This is a genomic window from Citrobacter sp. MGH105, assembly GCF_001037485.2.
GTDB lineage: Bacteria > Pseudomonadota > Gammaproteobacteria > Enterobacterales > Enterobacteriaceae > Citrobacter > Citrobacter portucalensis.
The window spans coordinates 2,133,073-2,153,862 of sequence record NZ_CP073048.1; the positions used below are offsets into that span (position 1 = coordinate 2,133,073).

At 51.6% G+C, this 20,790-nt stretch carries 18 protein-coding genes; 16 read left to right on the top strand and 2 right to left on the bottom strand.

The genetic code is table 11. From position 1 onward, the window contains the following. Positions 1 to 252: 252 nt before the first annotated feature. The 6 genes from SK35_RS10170 (at position 253) to otsA (ending at position 7,141) form a co-directional block, all read left to right on the top strand. Positions 253 to 810 (top strand): DJ-1/PfpI family protein, encoded by a 558-nt coding sequence (locus SK35_RS10170; protein WP_048216120.1) that lies wholly within the window; start codon positions 253 to 255, stop codon positions 808 to 810. Positions 811 to 1,128: 318 nt separating this feature from the next. Next, positions 1,129 to 2,118: an arabinose ABC transporter substrate-binding protein gene (locus SK35_RS10175; protein WP_003833897.1), complete on the top strand. Its 990-nt coding sequence runs from the start codon at positions 1,129 to 1,131 to the stop codon at positions 2,116 to 2,118. Positions 2,119 to 2,250: 132 nt separating this feature from the next. Continuing rightward, complete coding sequence (araG, locus tag SK35_RS10180; protein WP_003839135.1) at positions 2,251 to 3,765, top strand: arabinose ABC transporter ATP-binding protein AraG; 1,515 nt, start codon at positions 2,251 to 2,253, stop codon at positions 3,763 to 3,765. A 14-nt stretch (positions 3,766 to 3,779) separates the two neighbouring features. Next, positions 3,780 to 4,766 carry an L-arabinose ABC transporter permease AraH gene (araH, locus tag SK35_RS10185; protein ID WP_008785075.1) on the top strand — a complete coding sequence of 329 codons (987 nt, stop codon included), beginning with the start codon at positions 3,780 to 3,782 and terminating at the stop codon, positions 4,764 to 4,766. A 127-nt stretch (positions 4,767 to 4,893) separates the two neighbouring features. Continuing rightward, a complete protein-coding gene (gene otsB / locus SK35_RS10190) occupies positions 4,894 to 5,745 on the top strand; it encodes a trehalose-phosphatase (protein ID WP_196239027.1) in 852 nt (283 codons plus the stop codon). Next, on the top strand, positions 5,720 to 7,141 hold the full coding sequence (otsA, locus tag SK35_RS10195) for an alpha,alpha-trehalose-phosphate synthase (protein ID WP_008785073.1): 1,422 nt from the start codon (positions 5,720 to 5,722) through the stop codon (positions 7,139 to 7,141). Before otsB ends, otsA begins: the two co-directional genes overlap by 26 nt. A gap of 17 nt (positions 7,142 to 7,158) precedes the next feature. On the opposite strand, the gene uspC is transcribed toward otsA, so the two are convergent. Then, complete coding sequence (gene uspC, locus SK35_RS10200) at positions 7,159 to 7,587, bottom strand: universal stress protein UspC (RefSeq protein ID WP_032943802.1); 429 nt, start codon at positions 7,585 to 7,587, stop codon at positions 7,159 to 7,161. Between the two features lie 793 nt (positions 7,588 to 8,380). Between uspC and flhD the strand changes: the two genes are divergently transcribed. The 6 genes from flhD to cheW all read left to right on the top strand — a co-directional run bounded on the left by flhD (position 8,381) and on the right by cheW (position 13,800). Further along, complete coding sequence (flhD, locus tag SK35_RS10205) at positions 8,381 to 8,722, top strand: flagellar transcriptional regulator FlhD (RefSeq protein ID WP_003034622.1); 342 nt, start codon at positions 8,381 to 8,383, stop codon at positions 8,720 to 8,722. Then, entirely contained in the window at positions 8,719 to 9,303 is a 585-nt protein-coding gene (gene flhC, locus SK35_RS10210) for a flagellar transcriptional regulator FlhC (protein ID WP_008785071.1), read from the top strand. Before flhD ends, flhC begins: the two co-directional genes overlap by 4 nt. A gap of 124 nt (positions 9,304 to 9,427) precedes the next feature. Continuing rightward, positions 9,428 to 10,315, top strand: coding sequence for a flagellar motor stator protein MotA (motA, locus tag SK35_RS10215; protein WP_003034628.1), 888 nt, complete (start codon positions 9,428 to 9,430; stop codon positions 10,313 to 10,315). Then, positions 10,312 to 11,241, top strand: a complete 930-nt coding sequence (gene motB, locus SK35_RS10220) for a flagellar motor protein MotB (RefSeq protein ID WP_003034631.1) — start codon at positions 10,312 to 10,314, stop codon at positions 11,239 to 11,241. The genes motA and motB overlap by 4 nt, the downstream gene beginning before the upstream one ends. Positions 11,242 to 11,245: 4 nt before the next feature. Beyond that, positions 11,246 to 13,276, top strand: a complete 2,031-nt coding sequence (gene cheA, locus SK35_RS10225; protein WP_048216121.1) for a chemotaxis protein CheA — start codon at positions 11,246 to 11,248, stop codon at positions 13,274 to 13,276. A gap of 20 nt (positions 13,277 to 13,296) precedes the next feature. Continuing rightward, positions 13,297 to 13,800 (top strand): chemotaxis protein CheW, encoded by a 504-nt coding sequence (cheW, locus tag SK35_RS10230; protein WP_003034638.1) that lies wholly within the window; start codon positions 13,297 to 13,299, stop codon positions 13,798 to 13,800. Between the two features lie 76 nt (positions 13,801 to 13,876). On the opposite strand, the gene SK35_RS10235 is transcribed toward cheW, so the two are convergent. Then, the gene (locus tag SK35_RS10235) at positions 13,877 to 15,136 is read right to left on the bottom strand and encodes a dicarboxylate/amino acid:cation symporter (protein ID WP_003833882.1); all 1,260 of its coding nucleotides are present in this window, start codon (positions 15,134 to 15,136) and stop codon (positions 13,877 to 13,879) included. Between the two features lie 406 nt (positions 15,137 to 15,542). Between SK35_RS10235 and tar the strand changes: the two genes are divergently transcribed. Genes tar through SK35_RS10255 form a run of 4 tightly spaced genes read left to right on the top strand, consistent with a single transcriptional unit; the run spans position 15,543 to position 20,781 of the window. After that, positions 15,543 to 17,198, top strand: coding sequence for a methyl-accepting chemotaxis protein II (tar, locus tag SK35_RS10240; RefSeq protein WP_032941955.1), 1,656 nt, complete (start codon positions 15,543 to 15,545; stop codon positions 17,196 to 17,198). A gap of 43 nt (positions 17,199 to 17,241) precedes the next feature. After that, positions 17,242 to 18,843: a methyl-accepting chemotaxis protein IV gene (gene tap / locus SK35_RS10245; RefSeq protein WP_048216122.1), complete on the top strand. Its 1,602-nt coding sequence runs from the start codon at positions 17,242 to 17,244 to the stop codon at positions 18,841 to 18,843. Between the two features lie 19 nt (positions 18,844 to 18,862). Beyond that, a complete protein-coding gene (gene cheR / locus SK35_RS10250) occupies positions 18,863 to 19,735 on the top strand; it encodes a protein-glutamate O-methyltransferase CheR (RefSeq protein WP_032943796.1) in 873 nt (290 codons plus the stop codon). After that, on the top strand, positions 19,732 to 20,781 hold the full coding sequence (locus tag SK35_RS10255; RefSeq protein ID WP_003833872.1) for a protein-glutamate methylesterase/protein-glutamine glutaminase: 1,050 nt from the start codon (positions 19,732 to 19,734) through the stop codon (positions 20,779 to 20,781). Before cheR ends, SK35_RS10255 begins: the two co-directional genes overlap by 4 nt. Positions 20,782 to 20,790 lie beyond the last annotated feature (9 nt).

The following is a 20,790-nucleotide window of genomic DNA, read 5'->3' on the forward strand; positions in this document are numbered from 1 at the left end:
TTAAAGTGAAATATTGATAATGAAATGATGTTTCATATCACGAAATGGAATTTCACAATCATGTATTGTCTGTCGCCAGATGATTATCTGGTCTTCGGATGAAGAAATTTCACCATTGACCCGCGTCTGTGAACGCTATCTGCTGGCTAATTTTTTTTGCGCCAGATCAGTTTTGTGGAAATTAATAAAGTTAAGCGCCTGAATGATTCGACATTTATTGTTTGGTGTATTTGGAAAAATCGAGGAGTGTGTATGAAAAAGGTTGCCGTGCTACTGGCACCTGGTTTTGAAGAGGCGGAAGCCATTGTTACCATTGATATTCTGCGCCGCCTGCAGATCGAAGTTGAAACACTGGCCTACGCCGAGTCCCGTGCGGTGGTGAGCTACCATGACGTGCCGATGGTGACGGACAGCACGCTGGCTGCGCGTCAGACGGATCTTTATGATGCCGTTGTGTTACCCGGCGGGCCGCAGGGCAGCGTTAACCTTGCCGCCAGTGAGGCTGTCATCCAGTTTATCGCTCCCCATGACGAGGCAGGAAAACTCATTTGCCCGGTGTGTTCTGCGGCGGCGCGCGTGCTGGGTGGCAACGGCCTGCTGAAGGGGCGTCGCTATGTGTGTTCGGGAGATCTGTGGCAAAACGTCGCGGATGGAGAATATATTGATGCGCCGGTTGTTGAAGATGGCAATCTTATTAGCGGCAAAGGGTTAGGGCATATTTTCGATTTTGCTTTCACGCTTTCAGCGCGTCTGCTGGAAGATGACATTCCGGTTCGCGATCACGCTGACCACATTTATTACAGATGGTAATCATTGTGCTCCCGAATGCTTCGGTATTCGGGAACAAGGATTCGTTGGCTGATGTTATGGATTAATCTGCTACCCCTCTTTTTTCCCGTCGACAAAACCGCGTTTTTTTATGTCATTTCCCGCTGAATTTATGTACGCAATTACTGTAATTCTGTGGTGTGATGCCGCTCTCTTATGGAGAATCAATTTCCCGCTAAAAATACTCTCAGCACTGGCATTGATCTTATCAATAAAAGGTAATGCCTTGTTTTACGTCCGAATTACAAAAAATCGTCTGATTTTACCCTACATAAAAGAACGTTAAAGCTGGAGTTAACCATGCACAAATTCACTAAAGCGCTGGCTGCCATCGGTCTGGCTGCCATTATGTCACAATCCGCTATCGCTGAATCCATGAAGCTCGGTTTCCTGGTCAAACAGCCGGAAGAACCGTGGTTCCAGACTGAATGGAAATTTGCCGATAAAGCCGGTAAAGACCTTGGTTTTGAGGTGATTAAAATTGCCGTTCCGGATGGTGAGAAAACCCTTAACGCCATCGACAGCCTGGCTGCAAGTGGAGCAAAAGGGTTTGTGATTTGTACGCCAGACCCAAAACTGGGGCCAGCCATTATGGCTAAGGCGCGTGGCTACGATATGAAAGTCATTGCCGTCGACGACCAGTTTGCCAACGCCAAAGGTAAGCCGATGGATACCGTGCCACTGGTGATGATGGCGGCAACCAAAATTGGTGAGCGCCAGGGCCAGGAGCTGTACAAGGAGATGCAAAAACGCGGTTGGGATGTGAAATCCACCGCTGTAATGGCCATTACCGCCAACGAACTGGATACCGCACGTCGTCGTACTTCTGGTTCAATGGAAGCGCTTAAAGCCGCAGGCTTCCCGGAAAAACAGATTTACCAGGTCCCAACAAAATCGAATGACATCCCCGGCGCATTTGACGCCGCCAACTCCATGCTGGTTCAGCATCCTGAAGTCAAAAACTGGCTGATTGTCGGCATGAACGACAACACCGTGCTGGGTGGCGTACGTGCGACCGAGGGGCAGGGCTTCAAAGCACCAAACGTGATTGGTATCGGGATCAACGGCGTTGACGCGGTGAGCGAACTGTCAAAAGGCGAAGCGACCGGGTTCTACGGTTCACTGCTGCCAAGCCCGGACGTGCACGGCTACAAATCCAGTGAAATGCTCTACAACTGGGTAACGAAAGGTGCAGAGCCACCGGCATTCACTGAAGTGACAGATGTGGTGCTGATTACCCGCGATAACTTCAAAGAAGAGCTGGCGAAGAAAGGCTTAGGCGGTAAGTAACAGAAGTGCTGCGATGTTGTAGGCCGGATTAGGCGAAGCCGCCTTCCGGCGCAATGCCCGGTGGCGCTGTGCTTACCGGGCCTACGTCCGGCGGTTTTCCAGGCCGGTAAAATCCTGACTCACGGAGACGTTATGCAACAGTCTACCCCGTATCTCTCATTTCGCGGCATTGGCAAAACGTTCCCGGGCGTTAAGGCGCTGACGGATATCAGTTTCGATTGCTATGCCGGACAGGTGCATGCGCTGATGGGCGAAAATGGCGCCGGGAAATCAACACTCTTAAAAATTCTCAGCGGTAACTATGCGCCAACAACGGGATCTCTGACGATCCGCGGACAGGAAGTTTCGTTCGCGGATACCACTGCCGCACTCAACGCCGGTGTCGCCATTATTTATCAGGAACTGCATCTCGTCCCGGAAATGACCGTTGCCGAGAATATTTATTTAGGGCAGTTACCGCACAAAGGCGGGATTGTGAACCGCTCGCTGCTGAACTATGAAGCAGGAATCCAGCTGAAGCATCTGGGGATGGATATCGATCCCGATACCCCACTGAAATACCTCTCCATTGGCCAGTGGCAGATGGTGGAGATTGCAAAAGCGCTGGCGCGAAACGCCAAAATTATCGCCTTTGATGAACCAACCAGCTCCCTGTCGGCTCGCGAGATTGAGAATCTGTTTCGCGTTATCCGTGAGCTGCGCAACGAAGGACGCATCATTCTGTACGTTTCGCACCGTATGGAGGAGATTTTTGCTCTCAGCGATGCCATCACCGTGTTTAAAGATGGTCATTACGTCAAAACGTTCACGGACATGCAGCAGGTCGATCACGATGCGCTGGTGCAGGCGATGGTCGGGCGCGACCTCGGGGATATCTATGGCTGGAAATCCAGACCGTATGGCACAGAGCGTCTGCGGCTGCATGAAGTCAAAGCTCCAGGCGTGCGTACGCCAATCAGCTTATCCGTGCGAAGCGGTGAAATTGTCGGGCTGTTTGGCCTGGTGGGGGCCGGACGTAGCGAATTAATGAAAGGGCTGTTCGGCGGTACGCGTATCACGGCGGGCCAGGTATTTATTGATGAACAGCCTATCGATATCCGTAAACCAAGCCATGCCATTGAAGCGGGGATGATGCTGTGCCCGGAGGATCGTAAAGCCGAAGGGATTATTCCGGTCCATTCAGTGCGCAACAACATCAACATTAGTGCACGGCGTAAGCATGTTCTGGGGGGATGCGTGATCAACAATGGCTGGGAAGAGACCAATGCCGATCACCATATTCGTTCACTCAACATCAAAACGCCGGGAGCAGAGCAACTGATCATGAATCTCTCCGGGGGTAATCAACAGAAGGCTATTCTCGGTCGTTGGTTATCGGAAGAGATGAAAGTGATTTTGTTGGATGAGCCTACACGCGGCATTGATGTGGGCGCCAAGCATGAAATTTACAACGTGATTTATGCCCTCGCAGCGCGCGGTGTGGCCGTATTGTTTGCTTCCAGTGACCTGCCAGAAGTACTCGGTGTCGCCGACCGTATTGTGGTGATGAGAGAAGGTGAAATTGCCGGTGAGTTACTTCATGAACAGGCGGATGAGCGCCAGGCGTTGAGCCTTGCTATGCCTAAAGTCAGCCAGGCTGTAGCCTGAATAAGGAGAGTATGATGTCTTCCGTTTCTACATCGGGTTCTGGCGCAACGAAGTCGGCGCTAAATCTGGGCCGCATTTGGGACCAATACGGCATGCTGGTGGTGTTCGCCGTGCTGTTCCTGGTTTGTTCCCTCTTTGTGCCAAACTTTGCGACTTTCATCAACATGAAGGGGTTAGGGCTGGCGGTATCGATGTCGGGTATGGTTGCCTGCGGGATGCTGTTTTGCCTGGCATCCGGTGATTTCGACCTGTCTGTCGCGTCTGTAATTGCCTGTGCTGGTGTAACCACTGCCGTAGTCATTAACATGACCGAAAGTCTGTGGATTGGCGTGGCTGCCGGGCTGCTACTCGGTATTCTGTGTGGCCTGGTCAATGGGTTCGTGATTGCGCGGTTAAAAATTAACGCCCTGATCACTACTCTTGCGACAATGCAGATTGTACGTGGTCTGGCCTATATTATCTCCGACGGTAAGGCAGTCGGGATTGAAGACGAGCGTTTCTTCACACTCGGCTATGCTAACTGGTTTGGTCTGCCGGCGCCTATCTGGATCACGGTCGTTTGTTTCATTGTCTTTGGCTTACTGCTGAACAAAACCACGTTTGGGCGTAATACACTGGCCATTGGGGGCAATGAAGAGGCGGCGCGCCTGGCTGGGGTTCCGGTTGTTCGTACCAAGATTATTATCTTTATTCTTTCCGGTCTGGTATCCGCCATTGCCGGGATTATCCTCGCATCGCGTATGACCAGCGGCCAGCCAATGACCTCAATCGGTTATGAGTTGATCGTTATTTCGGCCTGCGTGTTAGGGGGCGTTTCGCTTAAAGGCGGCATCGGAAAAATCTCATATGTGGTGGCCGGGGTGTTGATCCTGGGGACGGTTGAGAATGCGATGAACCTGCTGAATATCTCTCCGTTCGCGCAGTATGTGGTACGTGGCCTCATCCTGCTGGCGGCGGTGATCTTCGACCGTTACAAGCAAAAAGCGAAGCGTACCGTTTGATGATTTAAACCCCAACTTTTTAGTCTAGCTTCTGCCCGTCGCCAGCCGCTACCCGGCTGGCGATTGTTTTTTCAAATGGCGAGCATGGTCACACTGTCTATACTTATATCCGTCATACATCATCTATATGCCGCGATCCGCGTGGCGTTCTGACCATGATGAGGAGGATAACCGGGTGACAGCATCACTGACTTTACCCCCTGAACAATCTGCAAACTGTGCTTACTTTTTTGATCTCGATGGGACACTTGCTGAGATTAAACCTTTTCCCGACCAGGTCGTTGTCCCGAAGACAATCCTGCAATGTCTACATCGGTTAGCGACGCAGAATGCGGATGCGCTGGCATTGATTTCAGGGCGCTCAATGGTTGAGCTTGACGCACTCACTACTCCGTTTCGTTTTCCGCTTGCCGGAGTGCATGGGGCAGAACGCCGTGACATCAATGGTCAAACGCACATAGTAAACCTGCCTGAAGGTATCGAACGTGAAGCCGGGGCGTTATTACACGCAGCGTTGGTGACGTTACCGGGGACAACACTTGAAACCAAAGGCATGGCCTTCGCGTTGCATTATCGCCAGGCACCCGAACACGAAGCGGCGCTGGTTACGCTGGCTGAACGCATCACGCGCAGATGGCCGCAGCTTGCTCTGCAGCACGGAAAATGTGTCGTGGAAATAAAGCCTAAGGGCAGTAATAAAGGCGACGCGATAGCTGCATTTATGCAGGAAGCGCCTTTTGCTGGCCGGATCCCTGTGTTTTTCGGTGATGATCTGACAGATGAAACAGGGTTTGCTGTAGTTAACCGCGCTGGCGGTATTTCTGTAAAGGTAGGGAGCGGGCCGACGCAGGCAACATGGCGTCTGGATGGTGTCAGGGATGTCTGGCACTGGCTGGAGAAAAATAACTCTTCGCAGCAAGAACCGAAAGCAACGAATAACAGAAGAGGTGGCTATGAGTCGTTTAGTCGTAGTATCTAATCGTATCGCCTCACCAGATGACAAAGGGAGCGCGGGTGGGCTCGCGGTCGGTGTACTGGGCGCGTTAAAAGCTGCTGGTGGTTTATGGTTTGGCTGGAGTGGTGATACAGGTAATGAGGATAAACCTTTAAAAAAGGTCACCCGTGGCAATATCACCTGGGCCTCGTTTAATTTGAGTGAGCAAGATTACGAAGAGTATTACTGCCAGTTTTCAAATGCGGTTTTATGGCCCGCGTTTCACTATCGATTGGATTTAGTTCAGTTTCAGCGCTCTGCCTGGGAAGGTTACCAACGGGTTAATGCCTTACTGGTAGATAAACTTCTGCCGTTGCTTGGCGATGACGACATTATTTGGGTTCATGATTACCATCTGTTGCCGTTTGCCTGCGAGCTACGTAAGCGCGGCGTGCGCAATCGCATCGGTTTTTTCCTGCATATTCCTTTTCCGACGCCGGAAATTTTTAATGCGCTCCCGCCACATCTGGCGCTGCTTGAGCAAATGTGTGATTTTGATTTGCTTGGTTTCCAGACCGAAAACGATCGTCAGGCTTTTCTGGACTGTCTCGCAGCCCAGACTCGGGTGTCCACGCATAAAGATAAGCAGCACCTGGCATGGGGAAAAGCGTTTCGCACTCAGGTTTATCCCATCGGTATTGAACCGGATGAGATTGCTCGACAGGCGTCCGGTCCGCTGCCACCAAAATTGGCACAGCTAAAAGCGGAGCTTAAAAATGTGCAGAATATTTTCTCCGTGGAGCGTCTGGATTACTCCAAAGGCTTGCCGGAGCGCTTTCAGGCCTATGAGGCCTTACTGGAACATTATCCGCAGCACCACGGTAAAATTCGCTATACGCAGATAGCACCGACCTCGCGTGAAGAGGTGCAGGCCTATCAGGATATTCGCCACCAACTGGAAACAGAGGCTGGGCGAATCAACGGCAAATATGGGCAACTGGGCTGGACGCCGCTTTACTATCTGAACCAGTATTTTGATCGTAAATTGCTGATGAAGATCTTCCGCTACTCTGATGTAGGGTTGGTGACCCCGTTGCGCGATGGTATGAACCTGGTGGCGAAAGAGTTTGTGGCCGCACAGGATCCTGCTAACCCTGGCGTGCTGGTTTTATCGCAATTTGCCGGGGCGGCGAACGAGCTAACCTCCGCGCTTATTGTTAATCCTTATGACCGGGATGAAGTGGCAGGCGCATTAAACCAGGCGCTGACGATGCCACTTACCGAACGTATCTCGCGCCACGCTGAAATGCTTGAGACTATCGTTAAAAACGATATCGACAACTGGCAGGCGACGTTCATTTGCGATCTTAAAACGGTCACGCCGCGTCGGAGTCAATGCCAACTGCCAGACAATATCTCTTCCTGTTCTAAACTCGCATGAAGTCGTGGCACTGTGGATTAATCTCCAGCTAGCGGAACCAGAAGAACGTCCACCTGGCTGGTATGAATCACGCTTTTCGCTGAACAGGAAGCGCGCGAAAAAAAACTGTGGTTATGGTTGCCGTAAATGACCAGATCAATGGCGTGTTTGCGGCACACATCCAGGATATGTTCATTCAGAGCCCCATAGGTAATAAAGGTATGCTCAATGGGGTATTCTGCTTCTTTGCTAAGTTTGTCGATAAAATCCTGAGTCTCTTCCTGCATCACTTCACGCAGGTCTTCCAGCATGGGGGCAGCAAACTGGTTATACAGTTCGGGGTCTGAGACCAGCGTAATCAGGCTAATTCGGGCGTTGACAGGGCGAGCGATAGAAACCGCCTTGTCTAACAACTGCTGACTTTCAGGGGTGGCGGCAACAGCAACAAGAATGTGCGAATAGCTCATAACTCGCTCCTTTTTTTCAAGAATTATGAGAGGGCTTTTCAGCTTTACTCAGCTTACCCCATACTGCAACGTTTCCCGCCTCGATAGTGTGAATGTCATCATGATTATTCATTAATTATTCTTATAAATAGAATAATCGATTCATATTAGTTGCAGATATGTTCAGGTTACTTAAGTGAAACCCACCGCTAATGAAAACAATGTGTTAATAAAAATTAAACATATATTAACATTTGAAAGGTCGTCACATCGCGGTATTAATTAATCACTCTAAATATTTAACTTATTGTTTCTAAAGAATTTAATTAAAAAAGTTTTTTGAGTTAAATATGTGATCCAGCTCGCTATTTCACGGCGTGATATTAACGGATGTGAACAAAATACTATTCGGTTTTATTGCAAGAATATTCGTACATCAGGAATTGAAATAGATGATTGCGGATTAAAAAATAAGCAAAGTAAAAGCTGCGCTGATGGATTTATGTTAAGTGTTTGGCTGGTTTATGTGATCTTGATCACATATTCTTTAAATTCGCAGCATACCTCCGTTGTATGTGTAACTGACGGCGGGTAGAGTTGCGTCGAATTAGGAAAAATCTTAGACATTTGTAAGAATTGATGTGAGCTTGTAAGGGACGCTGCCTTCTTAAAAGGGAATGTTTAGACAACGCGTAAGTGTCGTCACGCTGCTATGTATTTGACCTTTTGCTTTTTTTTACCGGGCCTTCCCGGCGACATCACGGGGTGCGGTTTTACCGCATGAAAACAATGTTGGTTATTATGGATGCAAATAATGCATACATCCGAGTTGCTGAAACACATCTATGACATCAATTTGTCATATTTATTGCTTGCACAGCGTTTGATCGTTCAGGACAAAGCATCTGCGATGTTTCGCCTTGGTATCAGCGAGGAAATGGCGGACACGTTGGCAACATTAACACTTCCTCAAATGGTCAAACTGGCCGAAACAAACCAACTGGTATGTCATTTCCGTTTCGACGATCACCAGACTGTTACTCGCCTGACGCAAGACTCCCGCGTTGACGATCTTCAGCAAATTCATACTGGTATCATGCTTTCAACACGCCTGTTAAGCGACATCGATGATGCAGCACGTAAGAAAAGGGCTTGATGATGAGCGAAAAAAGCATTGTTCAGGAAGCGCGTGATATCCAGTTAGCAATGGAATTAATCACATTGGGCGCCCGTTTGCAAATGCTGGAAAGCGAAACGCAATTAAGCCGTGGTCGATTAATCAAGCTGTACAAAGAATTACGCGGTAGTCCTCCGCCAAAAGGGATGCTCCCGTTTTCCACCGACTGGTTTATGACGTGGGAACAAAATATTCATGCGTCGATGTTTTGCAATGCATGGCAATTCCTGCTCAAAACGGGTCTCTGTAGCGGCGTGGATGCCGTGATCAAGGCGTATCGGTTATATCTTGAGCAGTGTCCGCAGCCTGAAGAAGGGCCATTGTTGGCGTTAACCCGCGCGTGGACGCTGGTGCGATTTGTCGACAGCGGATTGCTGGAGTTGTCCCAATGCAATTGCTGCGGTGGGAATTTTATCACCCACGCACACCAACCCGCAGGCAGCTTTGCCTGTAGTTTATGCCAACCGCCATCACGGGCCGTAAAAAGACGTAAACTTTCCCAGAATGCTGCCGATATTATTCCACAACTGCTGGATGAACAGATCGAACAGGCTGTTTAACTGATACGGTGTGGATGAACACTCCAGCAGCGGTAAGCGATTACCGCTGCTTTTTTTTGTCCTGACCTTACGTTAATTGCCCGACTGCGCATCCTGTCATAGTCAATTGCGAAAGGATGATGTCGTGCTTATCTTATTAGGTTACCTGGTTGTTATTGGTACAGTTTTCGGCGGTTACATGATGACCGGCGGACACCTTGGGGCACTCTATCAACCGGCTGAGCTGGTGATTATCGGTGGTGCGGGTATTGGGGCATTCATCGTCGGCAATAACGGGAAAGCCATCAAAGGGACGATGAAAGCGATCCCGTTGCTTTTCCGTCGTTCGAAATACACCAAAGCGATGTATATGGATCTGCTGGCGCTCTTGTATCGCCTGATGGCCAAGTCACGTCAACAGGGCATGTTCTCGCTTGAACGCGACATCGAAAACCCAAAAGAAAGTGAAATCTTCGCCAGCTATCCGCGCATTCTTGCGGATGCCGTGATGCTTGATTTTATTGTCGATTATCTGCGACTGATCATCAGCGGCAACATGAATACGTTTGAGATTGAAGCGCTGATGGACGAAGAAATTGAGACTCATGAGAGCGAAGCCGAAGTTCCGGCGAATAGCCTGGCGATGGTTGGCGACTCGCTACCGGCATTCGGGATCGTCGCGGCCGTTATGGGTGTTGTGCATGCGCTGGCTTCTGCCGACCGCCCGGCAGCAGAGCTGGGTGCGTTGATTGCGCATGCGATGGTGGGAACATTCCTCGGTATTTTGCTGGCCTATGGATTTATTTCTCCGCTTGCCAGCGTTCTGCGACAGAAAAGCGCTGAAACAACCAAAATGATGCAGTGCGTGAAGATAACGCTGCTCTCCAATCTGAATGGTTACGCGCCGCCGATTGCCGTTGAATTTGGTCGTAAGACACTGTACTCCAGCGAACGTCCTTCGTTTATCGAACTGGAAGAACATGTTCGTGCGGTGAGAAATCCAACTGCGCAACAGACGACCGAGGACGCATGAAAAATCAGGCCCATCCCATTATCGTTGTAAAGCGACGCAAACATAAGAATCACGGTGGTGGGGCGCACGGCTCGTGGAAAATCGCCTACGCCGATTTTATGACCGCAATGATGGCCTTCTTTCTGGTGATGTGGCTCATTTCTATTTCCAGCCCTAAAGAATTGATCCAGATTGCCGAATATTTCCGTACACCGTTGGCCACCGCAGTGACCGGGGGAAATCGTATTTCGAATAGCCAAAGCCCGATTCCAGGCGGCGGGGATGATTACACCCAGCAGCAGGGCGAGGTGAACAAGCAGCCGAATATTGATGACCTGAGAAAACGTATGGAACAGAGCCGCTTGAGCAAACTTCGCGGCGATCTCGATCAACTGATTGAATCCGATCCCAAACTGCGAGCGCTGCGTCCGCATTTAAAGATTGATTTAGTTCAGGAAGGGCTGCGGATACAGATTATCGACAGTCAGAATCGACCGATGTTTAAGACCGGTAGCGCTGAAGTTGAGCCCTACATGCGCGATATCCTGCGCGCGATTGCCCCAGTGCTCAACGGGATCCCTAACCGGATCAGCCTTTCCGGTCACACGGATGATTACCCTTACGCGAATGGTGAGAAAGGGTACAGCAACTGGGAATTGTCTGCCGATCGCGCAAATGCATCGCGTCGCGAGCTGGTTAGCGGCGGTCTGGATGATGGAAAAGTATTACGTGTGGTAGGTATGGCCGCCACGATGCGTCTGAGCGATCGCGGTCCTGAAGACGCTATCAACCGCCGTATTAGCCTGCTGGTTCTCAATAAGCAGGCAGAAGAGGCCATTTTGCATGAAAACGCTGAAAGCCAGAATGAGCCGGTAAGTGTCTTACAACGGCCAGCGGAACTCCCGCCGGTAAGCGTTCCCACATCGCCACCAGCCAATCCGAGGTGATAGCGTGAGCATGGATATTAGCGATTTTTATCAGACATTTTTTGATGAAGCTGACGAACTGTTGGCTGATATGGAGCAACACCTGCTTGATTTGGTTCCTGAAGCCCCGGATTCCGAACAGCTGAATGCCATTTTTCGTGCAGCGCACTCGATTAAAGGCGGGGCGGGCACCTTCGGCTTTACCATTTTGCAGGAAACGACCCATCTGATGGAAAACCTGCTGGATGAAGCGCGGCGTGGCGAGATGCAGCTCAATGCCGACATTATCAACCTGTTTTTGGAAACGAAAGATATTATGCAGGAACAGCTCGACGCCTATAAAAGCTCAGTGGAGCCTGATGCCGACAGTTTTGAGTACATCTGCCAGGCGTTACGGCAGTTAGCGCTCGAAGCGAAAGGTGAAACCGCACCGGCAGTTGTCAACTCAGCAAAACTTAGCGTTGTTGACAGCGCCGCGATGCAGGAAGAGGCGGTTGCAAAGCCTGAACCCGCCAGTGAAGAGAGCAAAAAACGCATTACTCTCTCGCGCCTGAAAGCCAGCGAAGTGGATTTACTGGAAGAGGAACTGGGGAATCTGGCGACCTTAACCGATGTGGTAAAAGGAAGCGACACGTTATCAGCAACGCTTGATGGCAACCTCGCAGAAGATGACATCATCGCGGTGCTTTGCTTTGTCATTGAAGCGGACCAAATTGAATTCGAAACCGTCAGCGCAGCGCCTGTGGCAACTGAAGAGGTAGCAGTTGTCACTGAGCCGCAGCCGGTTGCTGTGGCACCTGCGGTGAAAGCTACCGCCAGTGAAGCACCACATAGCCGCGCGGAACGTGAAAAACCCGCCCGCGCCAGCGAGTCGACCAGTATCCGCGTAGCGGTAGAAAAGGTTGATCAGCTTATTAACCTGGTTGGCGAGTTGGTGATCACCCAGTCGATGCTGGCCCAGCGCTCTAACGAACTGGATCCTGTCAATCATGGCGATCTCATCACCAGTATGGGTCAGTTACAACGTAACGCCCGAGATTTGCAAGAGTCGGTGATGTCGATTCGTATGATGCCAATGGAGTACGTGTTCAGCCGTTTCCCTCGTCTGGTGCGCGATCTGGCCGGTAAGCTGGGTAAACAGGTTGAGCTGACGCAGGTAGGTAGTTCAACCGAACTCGATAAGAGCCTGATTGAACGCATCATCGATCCGTTGACGCACCTGGTGCGTAACAGCCTCGACCATGGTATCGAATTGCCGGAAAAACGCCTTGAATCCGGCAAAAGCCCAATCGGCAATCTGACGCTTTCCGCGGAGCATCAGGGCGGGAATATTTGTATTGAAGTGACCGATGATGGCGCTGGCCTGAACCGCGAACGTATCCTGGCTAAAGCTGTCTCTCAGGGCATGCCGATCCACGAAAACATGAGCGATGACGAAGTGGGTATGCTGATCTTCGCGCCAGGTTTTTCGACCGCCGAACAGGTAACGGATGTTTCCGGACGCGGCGTGGGTATGGATGTGGTGAAGCGAAATATCCAGGAGATGGGCGGCCATGTCGAGATCCAGTCTAAACAGGGACAGGGGACCACTATTCGCATTCTGCTGCCGCTGACGCTGGCGATCCTCGACGGGATGTCCGTGCGTGTGGCCGATGAGGTCTTCATTCTGCCACTGAATGCCGTTATGGAATCGCTGCAACCGCGCGAAGAAGATCTCCATCCGCTGGCCGGAGGAGAGCGCGTTCTGGAAGTGCGTGGCGAATATTTACCACTGGTTGAGTTGTGGAAAGTCTTTGAGGTTGAAGGCGCTAAAACTGAAGCGACTCAGGGCATAGTGGTCATTTTACAAAGTGCAGGGCGTCGCTATGCGCTGCTGGTGGATCAGTTAATTGGTCAACACCAGGTGGTGGTCAAAAACCTGGAAAGCAACTACCGCAAAGTGCCAGGTATTTCTGCTGCAACGATCCTCGGCGACGGCAGCGTCGCGCTGATTGTCGATGTCTCTGCATTGCAGGGGTTAAACCGCGAACAACGTGTGGCGATCACAGCCGCCTGATTGAGTGAGAAGGGAATAATATGACCGGTATGAGTAATGTAACTAAACTGGCCGGCGAACCGTCAGGTCAGGAATTCCTCGTGTTTACGCTGGGGGATGAAGAGTACGGTATCGATATCCTGAAAGTGCAGGAAATCCGTGGTTATGATCAGGTGACGCGCATCGCTAACACGCCTGCGTTTATCAAAGGCGTCACAAACCTGCGTGGTGTGATTGTGCCTATCGTCGACCTGCGCGTGAAATTTAGCCAGAGCGATGTGGATTACAACGAAAACACAGTGGTGATTGTGCTGAATCTGGGTCAGCGGGTGGTTGGAATTGTGGTAGATGGCGTCTCGGATGTGCTGTCGCTGACAACGGATCAAATCCGTCCGGCACCGGAGTTTGCGGTCACGCTGTCGACGGAATATTTGACGGGATTGGGTGCGCTGGGTGACCGGATGCTGATTCTGGTCAACATTGAGAAGCTGCTGAACAGCGAAGAAATGGCGCTGCTGGATATTGCCGCTTCCCACGTCGCATAATCGCCATAACTCATCCGGCCTACAATGATTGCTGTTGCAGGCCGGATTAGCGTAGCGCATCCGGCAGATTTCCCTCTTACGCTTCCCGCTCAACCAGCTCCGGTTCTTCTTCCAGTAAACCTTCATCCTGCGCCAGCATCGCCGTTGCAATCCCGTTACCTAATACGTTGATTGCTGAACGTCCCATATCCAGGAAGTGGTCAATTCCCATCAGCAACAGGATCCCGGCGACCGGAATGTTAAAGCTCGGGATGGTTGCAGCCAGCACTACCAGTGCTGAACGCGGCACACCGGCAATCCCTTTGGACGCCAGCATCAGCGTCAGCATCAGGACGGTGATTTCTGCGAAGGAGAGGTGAATATTATAGGCCTGAGCGATAAACATGGAGGCAAATGAACAATAGACCATGGAACCGACCAGGTTAAACGAATAACCGATAGGCAGCACGAATGACACGATGTTGGGTGAGCAGCCAAATTTAGTTAATTGCTCCAGCGTTTTCGGATAAGCGGCTTCGGAACTGCTGGTGGTGAAGGCGACCAGAACCGGGTCTTTCAGCATGCTCACCAGGCGGAATACCTCTTTTTTTAGCATCACATAACCCACAGCCAGCAGAACCAGGCAGGTCAGCAAAATAGCCACATAGTAGCCGCCGATGAACGAGGCATAGTTGAGCAGAATCCCCAAACCCTGGGTAGAGATAACAGAGGAGATGGCGGCAAAAATTGCCAGCGGCGCAACGTACATCACGTAGCCGGTCACTTTGAGCATAATATGGGAAACCACATCCAGCGCCGCAACCAGCGGGGCGTTGAATTTCTCACCAAGGGATGCGCCGCCAATACCGAAGAACATTGAGAACACCACAATTTGCAGGATCTCATTGTTAGCCATCGCTTCGGCGATGCTGGTTGGAATGGTATGCGTCAGAAAACCTTTCAGGCTCATGCCGCCTACGGCCAGGCCGGTGTCGGTGGCTTCCAGCGGGATCGCCAGGTTCAACCCGCTGCCGGGTTGCTCAAGGGAAACCACAAACAGACCGACCAGGATAGACAGTATAGAAGAGCTGATAAACCAGATCATCGCTTTGCCGCCCACACGACCGATGGTGGACGTTTCTCCCAGGCGCATAATACCAACGGTCAGGGTGCTGAATACTAAAGGCGCGATCACCATTTTAATCAGGCGTAAAAAGATGTCGGTAAGAAGCGTAATGTTATCGGCCCAGGCGGTCACGACGCCGGGGGAGGCATAAGAGTGGATCACCGCACCCGACAGGATCCCCGCCAGCATGAAGATCACGATAAACAACGTGAGTTTGTTTGCATTTGCCACTAAAAAGCCCTCAGTAAGGATTTAACATTTATTGATCGGTTACTCATTTTTTATACTTATTAAGTGGTAACGAGGTATTCATCGTATAAATTGGATTAAAGCGTAAACGGATACAACTTTTTTTAATTTTTTATCCATTTTGTTGTGGTATTTACGATGCGTATGTGTGATCTCAATCACATAAAAATGCGTATTTCGGCCATTCTGACCGTGCTCACCGATGAAAATAAATGTTATTTACATGATAATTATGGTGTTTTTATGTGAATGATTTGTGGTTGCTGCGCACCCGTTTTATCTTCCCCTCGCCAGGCTTCACATCCCTTCAGGATTTCCTTTTCGCAAACGTAAAGTTATCTCAGCGAGTGCCGATAACGTTGATAACTCGTTTTCAGGAAGGTGCCTTATGTTTAACCGTATCCGCGTTGTCACAATGCTGATGATGGTGCTGGGGGTTTTCGCACTGCTACAGCTTGTTTCCGGTGGTCTGTTGTTTTCTTCATTGCAGCAGAATCAGCAAAGTTTTGTTATTTCTAACGATCTTCGACAGCAGCAAAGTGAACTTACCTCAACATGGGATCTGATGCTGCAGACACGAATCAATTTAAGCCGTTCTTCTGCGCGCATGATGATGGATGCGTCTAACCAGCAAAGCAGCGCTAAAAACGATCTGCTGAAGAATGCGAAAGCATCGCTGGCGCAGGCTGAAACGCATTACGAAAAATTTAAAAACATCACACCGTTGCCGGAAATGGCAGAAGCCAGCGGCAACGTTGAGGAAAAATATCAGCAGTACCATGCGGCCCTGGCAGAACTGGTTCAGTTTCTGGAAAGCGGCAATATGGACGCCTACTTCGCGCAGCCCACGCAGGGAATGCAAAACGCGCTCGGCGAGGCGCTGGGCAAGTACGCCAGCGTTAGCGAAAAGCTTTACGTCCAGGCATTTGATCAAAGCGCACGGGATTACCATTTCGCCCAATGGCAGCTTGGCGTGCTGGCCGTGGTGCTGGTGCTGATTCTGGTGGTGGTCTGGTATGGCATCCGTCATACCCTGCTTAATCCTCTGTCCCGTGTCATTGCCCATATCCGGGAAATCGCCAGCGGTAACCTGACCGCAACTCTCGCCGTTAGTGGCCGTAACGAAATCGGCGAGCTGGCCAGTACGGTTGATCATATGCAGCGCTCGCTGACGGAAACCGTCACTCTGGTGCGTGAAGGCTCTGATGCGATTTATTCCGGTACCAGCGAAATTGCCAGCGGGAACACCGACCTTTCATCTCGTACGGAACAGCAGGCGTCTGCACTGGAAGAGACCGCAGCCAGCATGGAACAGCTGACGGCAACCGTGAAGCAAAACGCGGACAACGCGCGTCAGGCCTCGCAACTGGCGAAAAGCGCGTCCGATACCGCGCAGCATGGCGGCAAAGTGGTTGATAGCGTGGTGAACACCATGCACGAAATCGCCGATAGCTCGAAGAAAATCGCCGACATCATCAGCGTCATCGATGGCATTGCCTTTCAGACCAATATTCTCGCACTGAACGCGGCAGTTGAAGCAGCACGCGCCGGTGAGCAAGGCCGCGGCTTTGCCGTGGTAGCGGGTGAAGTGCGTAATCTGGCAAGTCGCAGTGCGCAGGCGGCGAAAGAGATCAAAGCATTGATTGAAGATTCCGTTTCCCGGGTTGATACCGGTTCCGTACTGGTAGAAAGCGCCGGCGAAACAATGAACGATATTGTCAATGCCGTGACGCGGGTGACCGACATTATGGGCGAGATTGCCTCGGCATCTGACGAGCAAAGCCGGGGGATTGATCAGGTTGCGCTCGCGGTCTCTGAAATGGATCGCGTTACGCAGCAGAACGCCTCTTTGGTACAGGAGTCAGCTGCCGCAGCGGCCGCTCTTGAAGAACAGGCCAGTCGCTTAACGCAGTCGGTATCGACTTTCCGTCTTGCGTCACGTCCGGCCTCGACAAAACCACGCGATACACGATTACCAGCAGCCCCGAGCGCATCCTATCCGCGCCAGAGCATTGAACAAGATACGAATTGGGAAACATTTTGACTGATAGTTAAACCGCGGCCAGTGCCGCCCAATGGGAGCGTTGATGTTTAATCGTATTCGAATTTCGACCACGCTGTTTTTGATTTTAATCCTCTGCGGTGTTTTGCAGATTGGCAGTAATGGCTTGTCCTTCTGGGCATTTCGGGACGGTTTTCAGAACCTGAATCAGGTCGAACGGAGTAATCAGCAACGCGCTGCGCTGGCCCAAACCCGCGCTGTGTTATTACAGGCCAGTACGGCCCTTAATAAGGCAGGGACGCTGACCGCCCTGAGCTATCCGCCAGAGGACATCAAAACGCTGATGACCCTCGCGCGCGATAGCCTGGCGCAGTCTGAATTGATGTTTAAACGCTTTATGGCGACGTCGGATTCGACGGAGCAAGGCAAGGCGCTGTTTGGCGCAACGGAGAATAGTTTCAGCCAGTGGCACAGCGCTCTCGCGCATCAGGCCACCTGGCTTGAAAATAATCAGTTGTCAGATTTTCTGACCGCGCCGGTGCAGGCGGCTCAAGATGCTTTTGATGCGAATGTGAATGCGTGGCAGAGCAACATCGACAGCGTGTTGCAAACGGCGGGAGAGCAGAGTCAGCGCAATTACCACATGTCGGGGGTGATTTTCGCCACCATGGTGGTACTGGCGGCACTGCTCACCAGCGGTGCGCTGTTCTGGTCGCGCAAGATGATCGTTCAGCCGCTGGCGATTATTGGCAGCCATTTCGACAATATTGCCGCGGGGAACCTGGCACGACCGGTAGCGGTTTATGGGCGCAATGAGATCTCGGCCATTTTTGCCAGCCTGCAGAAGATGCAAAAGGCGTTACGCGAAACGGTAAGTGACGTTCGTCAGGGCAGCTCAGCCATGCATAGCGGTATTTCAGAAATTGCGATGGGCAATAACGATTTATCTTCGCGAACCGAACAGCAGGCGGCCGCGTTGGCGCAAACGGCGGCCAGCATGGAGCAACTGACCGCCACCGTCGGCCAGAACGCTGATAATGCGCGCCAGGCGTCAGGAATCGCCAAAAGTGCGGCAGACACAGCGCATAAAGGTGGCGAGCAGACGTCCCGGGTCGCCAGCACCATGCATGAGATTTCTGCCAGCTCGCAGAAAATCGGCGACATCATCGGCGTGATTGACAGCATTGCCTTCCAGACCAATATCCTGGCGTTGAATGCCGCGGTAGAAGCTGCTAGGGCGGGGGAGCAAGGGCGTGGTTTTGCCGTCGTCGCTGGTGAGGTGCGCAATCTGGCAAGCCGTAGCGCACAGGCGGCGAAAGAAATTAAGGGACTGATTGAGGAATCTGTCACCCGGGTGCATCAGGGCTCGCAGCTGGTGGATATGGCGTCGCGCACTATGACGGAAATTGTCAGTTCGGTGACCCGGGTTAACGACATCATGGGCGAGATTGCCTCGGCATCCGATGAACAGCGCAGAGGCATTGAGCAGGTGGCGCAGGCCGTCAGCCAGATGGACTCCGTGACGCAGCAAAACGCCGGTCTGGTGGAAGAAGCCGCATCCGCCGCCGGACAACTTGCCACGCAGGCCGATCATCTTTCTGCTTGTGTCGCATTTTTTAAACTTGAAGAGCAAACCGTAGCAAAACAAGAGTTGGCGCAGCCTCAGGTTGCGCCCGTTGTATCCTGAATGTGATTGAGAAGGCGCTATGACATCATCTCTGCCCTCCGGGCAAACGTCATTATTGTTACAGATGACACAGCGCCTCGCGCTGTCTGACGCGCATTTTCGTCGGATATGTCAATTAATCTACCAGCGTGCGGGGATCGTACTGGCCGACCATAAGCGGGACATGGTTTATAACCGCCTGGTTCGTCGACTGCGTACCCTGGGGCTGGATGACTTTGGTCGCTATCTCAGCATGCTGGAAGCTAACCAGAACAGTGCTGAGTGGCAGGCTTTTATTAACTCCCTGACTACCAACCTGACCGCGTTTTTTCGCGAAGGGCATCATTTTCCGGTGCTGTCAGATCACGCTCGTCGGCGCAGCGGTGAATACCGCGTCTGGAGCGCGGCGGCGTCAACCGGAGAAGAACCCTACAGCATTGCGATTACGCTTGCCGATACCTTAGGTATGGCACCGGGCCGCTGGCGCGTTTTTGCCAGCGACATTGATACCGAAGTGCTGGAAAAGGCCAGAAACGGCATTTACCGCCTCGATGAGCTAAAGACGCTGTCACCCCAGCAGTTGCAGCGTTATTTCATGCGCGGCACCGGGCCGCATGAAGGACTGGTACGCGTTAGGCAGGAACTGGCAGGTCATGTTGAATTTTCCAGCGTGAACTTACTGGATAAGCAGTACAACGTGCCTGGCCCTTTTGATGCCATATTTTGTCGTAACGTGATGATCTATTTCGATAAAACGACACAACAGGACATTTTGCACCGTTTTGTTCCACTTCTTAAACCTGACGGGCTGCTGTTTGCAGGTCATTCAGAAAACTTTAGCAACCTTGTGCGCGAGTTTAGCCTGCGTGGACAGACCGTGTATGCGCATGCGCCAGGTAAGGATAAAGCATGAGTAAAATCAGGGTGTTGTCGGTAGATGATTCTGCATTGATGCGTCAAATCATGACCGAAATTATTAACAGCCACAGTGATATGGAAATGGTGGCGACGGCGCCGGATCCGTTGGTCGCCCGGGATTTAATCAAAAAATACAATCCCGACGTCCTGACGCTGGACGTGGAAATGCCGCGCATGGACGGCCTCGACTTCCTGGAGAAGTTGATGCGCCTGCGTCCAATGCCTGTGGTGATGGTTTCTTCACTGACCGGCAAAGGTTCAGAGGTCACGCTGCGGGCCTTGGAACTGGGGGCGATTGATTTTGTCACCAAACCGCAACTGGGGATCCGCGAAGGGATGCTGGCGTATAGCGAGATGATTGCTGAAAAGATCCGCACCGCATCGCGCGCAAAACTGGCGGCCCATAAGCCCATGGCGGCACCGACGACCTTGAAAGCAGGGCCGTTACTCAGTTCGGAAAAGCTGCTGGTGATTGGGGCGTCAACCGGAGGAACAGAGGCAATTCGCCATGTACTCCAGCCATTGCCACTTTCAAGCCCCGGTATTCTTATTACCCAGCATATGCCGCCAGGGTTTACCCGTTCATTTGCCGAACGTCTGAACAAACTGTGCCAGATAACCGTGAAAGAGGCAGAAGACGGAGAGCGCGTACTCCCGGGGCATGCGTATATCGCGCCGGGCGACAAGCATATGGAACTGGCGCGCAGCGGCGCGAACTATCAAATCAAAATTCATGACGGTCCGCCGGTTAATCGGCATCGGCCCTCAGTGGATGTGCTGTTCCATTCGGTGGCGAAACATGCGGGGCGCAATGCCGTCGGGGTGATCCTGACCGGTATGGGCAACGATGGCGCAGCCGGAATGTTAGCGATGAATCAGGCGGGAGCCTGGACCATTGCGCAAAACGAAGCAAGTTGTGTGGTGTTCGGCATGCCGCGCGAGGCCATCAATATGGGTGGCGTAAGCGAAGTGGTCGATCTTAGCCAGGTGAGCCAGCAAATGCTGGTGAAAATTAGTGCCGGACAGGCAATACGTATTTGAATCAGGAGT